Consider the following 6,055-nt stretch of genomic DNA (forward strand, 5'->3'; position numbering starts at 1 on the left):
CCCTTGAAAACGCCATCGCCGGCAAGCCGGGCTCCTACGGGTAACGTGTTCCGCCATTACCCCTGTGAGTGACCTATGAGAAACGACGACCTGGACCTGCGCGCCGACCGCGACGAACTGCACGACTACGCCCCGCGCGCGCCACAGGCCAAGCGGCAGAAGAGCCTGGTATTTCAGGTGGCACTGGGCGTATTCCTCGGAGGTCTGGCCTTGTGGCTGGTGCAACTGGGCGCGGCAGCCATCATGGCCAAACTGGCCATGGGCACCCTGCAATTCGGCGGCTGACTTCACCTCCCCCCCAAAAAAAATCCCTTGTGGGAGCTGGCTTGCCTGCGATGGCGTCCGTGAAATCGCCATCGCCGGCAAGCCGGGCTCCTACAGGTGTCAGGCGGCCACCAGGTCGCGTTCTTCCAGCAGTTTTACGAAGCTGTTCAGGCTCTGCGACACCGTGCCCCGTCGCCAGATCAGCCACGTGTGCAGAATCCGGAAGCTGTCGCTCAGCGGCCACACACTCACCGCCGTAAACCCCGGCATGCTTTCCAGCATGCTGCGCGGCATCAGCGCCAGGCCCGCACCGGCGCTGACGCAGGCGAGCATGCCGTGGTAGGACTCCATCTCGAAGATCCTGCCCGGTACCGCACCATCCTGTGAAAACCAGCGCTCGAAGTGATGGCGGTACGAACAGTTCGAGCGGAACGTATAGATGCTCTCCCCCGCCACATCCTGCCCCCGGGTAATCGGCGCATGGTGCAGCGGTGCGATCACTACCATTTCCTCCTCGAACACCGCCACCCCTTCCAGGGTCGCGTGCAACACCGGCCCATCCACAAACGCCGCCGCCAGGCGCCCCGACAACACCCCTTCGATCATCGTGCCCGACGGCCCGGTGCTCAGGTCGAGTTCGACCTTGGTGTGCTTCTGGTTGTACGCCGCCAGCAAGGCCGGGATGCGCACCGCCGCCGTGCTCTCCAGCGACCCCAGGGCAAACGCGCCCTGGGGCTCCTCCCCCGCCACCGTGGCGCGGGCTTCTTGCACCAGGTCGAGAATGCGCCGCGCATAGCCGAGGAAGTTCCAGCCCGCCGGCGACAGGCGCAGGCGGCTCTTCTCGCGGATGAACAATTCAACGCCCAGGTCCTGCTCCAGTTGCTTGATGCGCGTGGTCAGGTTCGACGGCACACGATGAATCAACTGCGCGGCGGCGCTGATGCTGCCTTGCTCGGCAACGGCCTTGAAGATTTCCAGTTGCACCAGGTCCACGTCATTCTCCAATCGTGAATGTATTGCTTAATATTATTCAGTTTCCAGAAAAGAGACAGCCCCGTAGCCTGAACCCAATCCATTCATTCAGCAGGACGGTGCCATGAACGCAACCACCCACGCTCTCTCGATCAACCCGGCCAACGGCGAAACCGTCGGCAGCTACCCCTACGAAAGCGCCGCGCAACTGGACGCCGCCCTGAACCGCGCCACTGCTGCCTTCCACAGCTGGCGCCGCCAACCGGTCAGCCAGCGCGCCGAGCTGCTGCTGGCCCTGGCCGCCGCCCTGCGTGAACAAGCCGAAGACATGGCGCAGATGATCACCCTGGAAATGGGCAAACCCATCGCCCAGGCCCGTGCCGAAATCGAAAAATGCGCCCTGCTCAGCGAGTGGTACGCCGCTCACGGCCCGGCCATGCTGGCGCCGGAACCGACCCTGGTGGACAACGGCAGCGCCCAGATCGAATACCGCCCGCTGGGCCCAATCCTCGCCGTGATGCCGTGGAACTTCCCGGTGTGGCAAGTGCTGCGCGGCGCCGTGCCGACCATGCTCGCCGGCAACACCTACGTGCTCAAGCACGCCCCGAACGTGATGGGCAGCGCCTACCTGATCCAGCAGGCGTTCCACAAAGCCGGTTTTGCCGAAGGCCTGTTTGAAGTGATCAACGTGGGCAACGACGGCGTGTCCAGCGCCATCGCCGACCCACGCATTGCCGCGGTGACCCTCACCGGCAGCGTGCGTGCCGGCATGGCCATCGGCTCCCAGGCCGGGGCTGCGCTGAAAAAATGCGTGCTGGAACTGGGCGGCTCCGACCCGTTCATCGTGCTCAACGACGCCGACCTCGACGCCGCCGTGCAAGCCGCCCTGATTGGTCGTTTCCAGAACAGCGGCCAGGTCTGCGCCGCCGCCAAGCGCCTGATCATCGAAGCTGGCGTGGCAGACGCCTTCACCGCCAAATTCGTTGAAGCCAGCCGTGCCCTGGTGATGGGCGACCCGACCCTGGCCACCACCTATGTGGGCCCGATGGCACGCTTCGACCTGCGCGACGAGCTGCACGGCCAGGTCCAGGCCACCCTGGAAGAAGGCGCCACCCTGCTGCTGGGCGGCAATAAAGTCGCGGGGGCCGGCAACTACTACGAGCCAACCGTGCTGGCTGGCGTCACCGACCAGATGACCTCGTTCAAACAGGAACTGTTCGGCCCGGTGGCCTCGATCATCACCGCCCGCGACGCCGACCACGCCGTGGCCCTGGCCAACGACAGCGAATTTGGGCTCACTGCCAGCATCTTCACCACCGATGCTGCCAAGGCCCGCGACATCGCCAACCAGTTGGAAACCGGCGGGATCTTCGTCAACGCCTTCAGCGTGTCCGACCCTCGGGTGGCGTTTGGCGGCGTGAAAAAGAGCGGCTTTGGCCGTGAACTGTCGCACTTCGGCGTACGCGAATTCTGCAACGCCCAAACCGTGTGGCTAAACCGCAAATAACCCGCAGCCCCTGTAGGAGCTGGCTTGCCAGCGATGACGGCCGATCAGGCGATAGACATTTCGCCCCCGCCGACGCCATCGCCGGCAAGCCGGCTCCTACGGGGGATCGGGTTTTATCTCCCCCTTGGCAATACGATCGACTACCATACCGCGCCGGTTCCCAAACGGGACTAATAGGGAATCCGAAGCGCGGCCCCCCGCGTCAATCGGAACTGCCCCCGCAACTGTAGGTGCTGAGCCTGCTCCACACTGCCACTGAGCCTTGCTCGGGAAGGCCGGAGCGTGGCGACGACGCACGAGTCAGGAGACCTGCCGGCCAAGCGTTATCACGACCGGCGGGGTGTCCGGGAAGGACATCCTTGCCCTGCCCTTCGGCAGCGTCCATGGCTGTATTTCCACGACCGTACCTCCCCCTGCTCACTGTACGGTTCACACGGAGATTGCCCCATGCTGCCACGCGTTACCGCCCTGCTCACCGGCCTTGGCTTCTGCACCCTGGCCCAGGCCGCGCCCACCCATTACCCGCTGACGCTGGAAAACTGCGGCAGCACCCAGACCTTCCAGCAAGCCCCCGCACGCAGCGTGACCATCGGCCAGGCCGCCACCGAAATGCTCTACGCCCTGGGCGTGGGCGACAAAGTGGTCGGCACTTCGCTATGGTTCAACACTGTGTTGCCGCAGTTCAAGGCTCAGAACGACACCATCGAGCGCCTGGCGAACAACGAGCCGAGCTTTGAGTCGGTGATCGCCAAGCGCCCGCAACTGGTGGCCGCCGAGCTGGAATGGGTGGTCGGCCCCCAAGGCGTGGTCGGCACCCGCGAGCAATTCCAGGAACTTAAGATCCCCACCTACCTGCTGCCCTCCGACTGCGAAGGCAAGGACAACCTGGTGGGCGCCGACGGCACGCGGCTGGAGCCGTTCCGCATCGAGACTATCTATAAAAGTATCAGCCAACTGGCGCAGATCTTCGACGTGCAGGACCGCGGCCAACAGCTGAACGACGACCTCAAGGCGCGCCTGGCCAAGTCAGTCGCCACCGCCCAGGGCAAAGGCCTCAAGCAGGCCAGTGCGCTGGTGTGGTTCTCCAGCGCCGAGATGGCCGCCGACCCTTACGTGGCCGGCCACAAGGGTGTTCCGGAATTCATGTTGCAGACCCTTGGCCTGACCAACGTGGTGCAGTCCGATGAAGAGTGGCCCGCCGTCGGCTGGGAAACCATCGCCAAGGCCAACCCCACGTTCCTGGTAATCGCACGCATGGACCGCCGCCGCTACCCGGCTGACGACCATGAAAAGAAACTGGCTTTCCTGCGCAGCGACCCGGTGACCCGCAACATGGACGCGGTGAAAAACAACCGCATCATCATCCTCGACGCCCTCGCGCTGCAGGCCAGCCTCCGCATGTTCGACGGCCTTGAACAACTGGCCACGGCCATCGACGGCTACGACCTGCCCCAATGACCCGTACCCTGCTCGCCCTGGCCCTGCTCCTGGCCGCCGTGCTCGCCGGCGTGGCCATCGGCGAAACCGCTATCTCGCCGCAGGTGGTGCTGCAGGTGCTCGCCAACAAACTGTGGGCGGCGGGCTACGTGCTCGACCCCATAGACGAAGGCGTGGTGTGGAACTACCGCCTCACCCGCGCCCTGGTGGCCGCCGCGTGCGGTGCAGGGCTGGCGACCTGCGGGGTGATCCTGCAGTCGCTGTTGCGCAACCCGTTGGCCGACCCGTACCTGCTCGGCATCAGCGCCGGCGCCTCAACCGGTGCAGTATTGGTGGCGTTGATCGGCGTCGGTGGCGGGCTGGTGTCGTTGTCGGCGGGGGCATTCGTGGGGGCGATGGCGGCCTTTGCCCTGGTGATTCTGCTGGCACGCGCCAGCGGTTCGGCCAGTGGCACCGGCCAGATCATCCTCGCGGGCATTGCCGGCTCGCAGCTGTTCAACGCGCTCACGGCATTCCTGATCACCAAGTCGGCCAGCTCCGAACAAGCGCGCGGCATCCTGTTCTGGCTGCTGGGCAACCTCAGCGGCGTGCGCTGGCCGTCAGTGTGGCTGGCGGTGCCGGTGGCCGTGGCGGGCTTGGCGGTGTGTTTGTGGCACCGCCGTGCGCTGGATGCATTCACCTTCGGCACTGATTCGGCGGCCTCCCTGGGCATCCCGGTGCGGCGCGTACAGTTTGTGCTGGTGGGCTGTGCCGCGCTGGTGACGGCGGTGATGGTGTCGATTGTCGGCTCCATCGGCTTTGTCGGGCTGGTGATCCCCCACGCTGTGCGCCTGCTGCTGGGCACCGGGCACTCGCGCCTGCTGCCGGCCAGTGCCTTGGGCGGCGCGCTGTTCCTCATCGCGGCGGACGTGCTGTCGCGTACCCTGATCAAGGGCCAGGTGATTCCGGTCGGCGTGGTCACGGCATTGGTTGGCGCGCCAGTGTTTGCGCTGATCCTGATCGGCCGGAGGCACCCGCGATGAGCGTGCTCAGTTGCAGCGGCCTGGGCTTCAAGGTGCGTGACGCGGAGTTGCTGCGCGATGTTCACCTCGACGTCGAAAAAGGCGAAACCCTCGGCATCGTCGGCCCCAACGGTTCCGGCAAATCCACCCTGCTCAAGCTGCTTGCGGGGTTGCGCACGCCAGCCAGCGGCGACGTGCGGTTGGACGGCCAGCGCCTGGGCAGCTTGTCGCGCCGCACCATCGCGCAACAGCTGGCGGTGGTGGAACAACAGGCCGACACCGACGACGCCATCCGCGTCTTCGACGCCGTGGCCCTGGGCCGCACGCCGTGGCTGTCGGCGCTGAGCCCGTGGTCGACGGAAGACGACACCATCGTGCGCCAGGCCCTGCACGACGTCGACGCCACCCACCTGAGCCAGCGCGCCTGGCGCAGCCTCTCCGGCGGCGAACGCCAACGCGTGCACATCGCACGCGCCCTGGCGCAACGGCCGCAGATTTTGTTGCTGGACGAGCCGACCAACCACCTGGACATCCAGCATCAGCTTGGCATCTTGAAGGGCGTGCAAGCGCTGCCCGTCACCACCCTGATCGCCCTGCACGACCTCAATCAGGCGCTGACCTGCGATCGCTTGGCCGTGCTCGACCACGGGCGTTTGGTCGCCCTCGGCAAACCGCTGGACGTGCTCACGCCGCAACGGCTGCAAGACACGTTCGGCGTGCAAGCGCACTACCTCACAGACCCGTTCGATGGCGCGCAAATCCTGCGACTACGCCCCCACTAAACAGCCTACCGCCATCTTGTAGTGGGGGGGGGGGGGGGGGGGGGGGGGGGGGGGGGGGGGGGGGGGGGGGGGGGGGGGGGGGGGGGGGGGGG

Annotated in this window: 6 protein-coding genes and 1 riboswitch; of the genes, 5 read left to right on the forward strand and 1 reads right to left on the reverse strand. The window is 65.9% G+C overall.

All coding sequences use genetic code 11. The annotated features are described in order from the left end of the window. Positions 1–75 precede the first annotated feature (75 nt). Positions 76–285: a hypothetical protein gene (locus AC07OV_RS30480; RefSeq protein WP_495093607.1), complete on the forward strand. Its 210-nt coding sequence runs from the start codon at positions 76–78 to the stop codon at positions 283–285. Between the two features lie 99 nt (positions 286–384). On the opposite strand, the gene ptrR is transcribed toward AC07OV_RS30480, so the two are convergent. Next, complete coding sequence (ptrR, locus tag AC07OV_RS30485) at positions 385–1,257, reverse strand: putrescine utilization regulator PtrR (RefSeq protein ID WP_176998705.1); 873 nt, start codon at positions 1,255–1,257, stop codon at positions 385–387. 103 nt (positions 1,258–1,360) lie between these two features. Here ptrR and AC07OV_RS30490 point away from each other — a divergent pair, with 103 nt between their 5' ends. The 4 genes from AC07OV_RS30490 to AC07OV_RS30505 all read left to right on the forward strand — a co-directional run bounded on the left by AC07OV_RS30490 (position 1,361) and on the right by AC07OV_RS30505 (position 5,963). After that, complete coding sequence (locus AC07OV_RS30490; protein ID WP_495093608.1) at positions 1,361–2,743, forward strand: aldehyde dehydrogenase family protein; 1,383 nt, start codon at positions 1,361–1,363, stop codon at positions 2,741–2,743. A gap of 137 nt (positions 2,744–2,880) precedes the next feature. Beyond that, a riboswitch (cobalamin riboswitch) is annotated at positions 2,881–3,074 on the forward strand. A gap of 116 nt (positions 3,075–3,190) precedes the next feature. Continuing rightward, on the forward strand, positions 3,191–4,201 hold the full coding sequence (locus AC07OV_RS30495) for an ABC transporter substrate-binding protein (RefSeq protein WP_495093609.1): 1,011 nt from the start codon (positions 3,191–3,193) through the stop codon (positions 4,199–4,201). After that, positions 4,198–5,202 carry a FecCD family ABC transporter permease gene (locus AC07OV_RS30500; RefSeq protein WP_495093610.1) on the forward strand — a complete coding sequence of 335 codons (1,005 nt, stop codon included), beginning with the start codon at positions 4,198–4,200 and terminating at the stop codon, positions 5,200–5,202. Before AC07OV_RS30495 ends, AC07OV_RS30500 begins: the two co-directional genes overlap by 4 nt. Next, positions 5,199–5,963, forward strand: coding sequence for an ABC transporter ATP-binding protein (locus AC07OV_RS30505; protein WP_495093611.1), 765 nt, complete (start codon positions 5,199–5,201; stop codon positions 5,961–5,963). The genes AC07OV_RS30500 and AC07OV_RS30505 overlap by 4 nt, the downstream gene beginning before the upstream one ends. The last annotated feature ends 92 nt before the right edge of the window (positions 5,964–6,055 follow it).

Source organism: Pseudomonas sp. GW821-FHT09A09 (genome assembly GCF_059418405.1).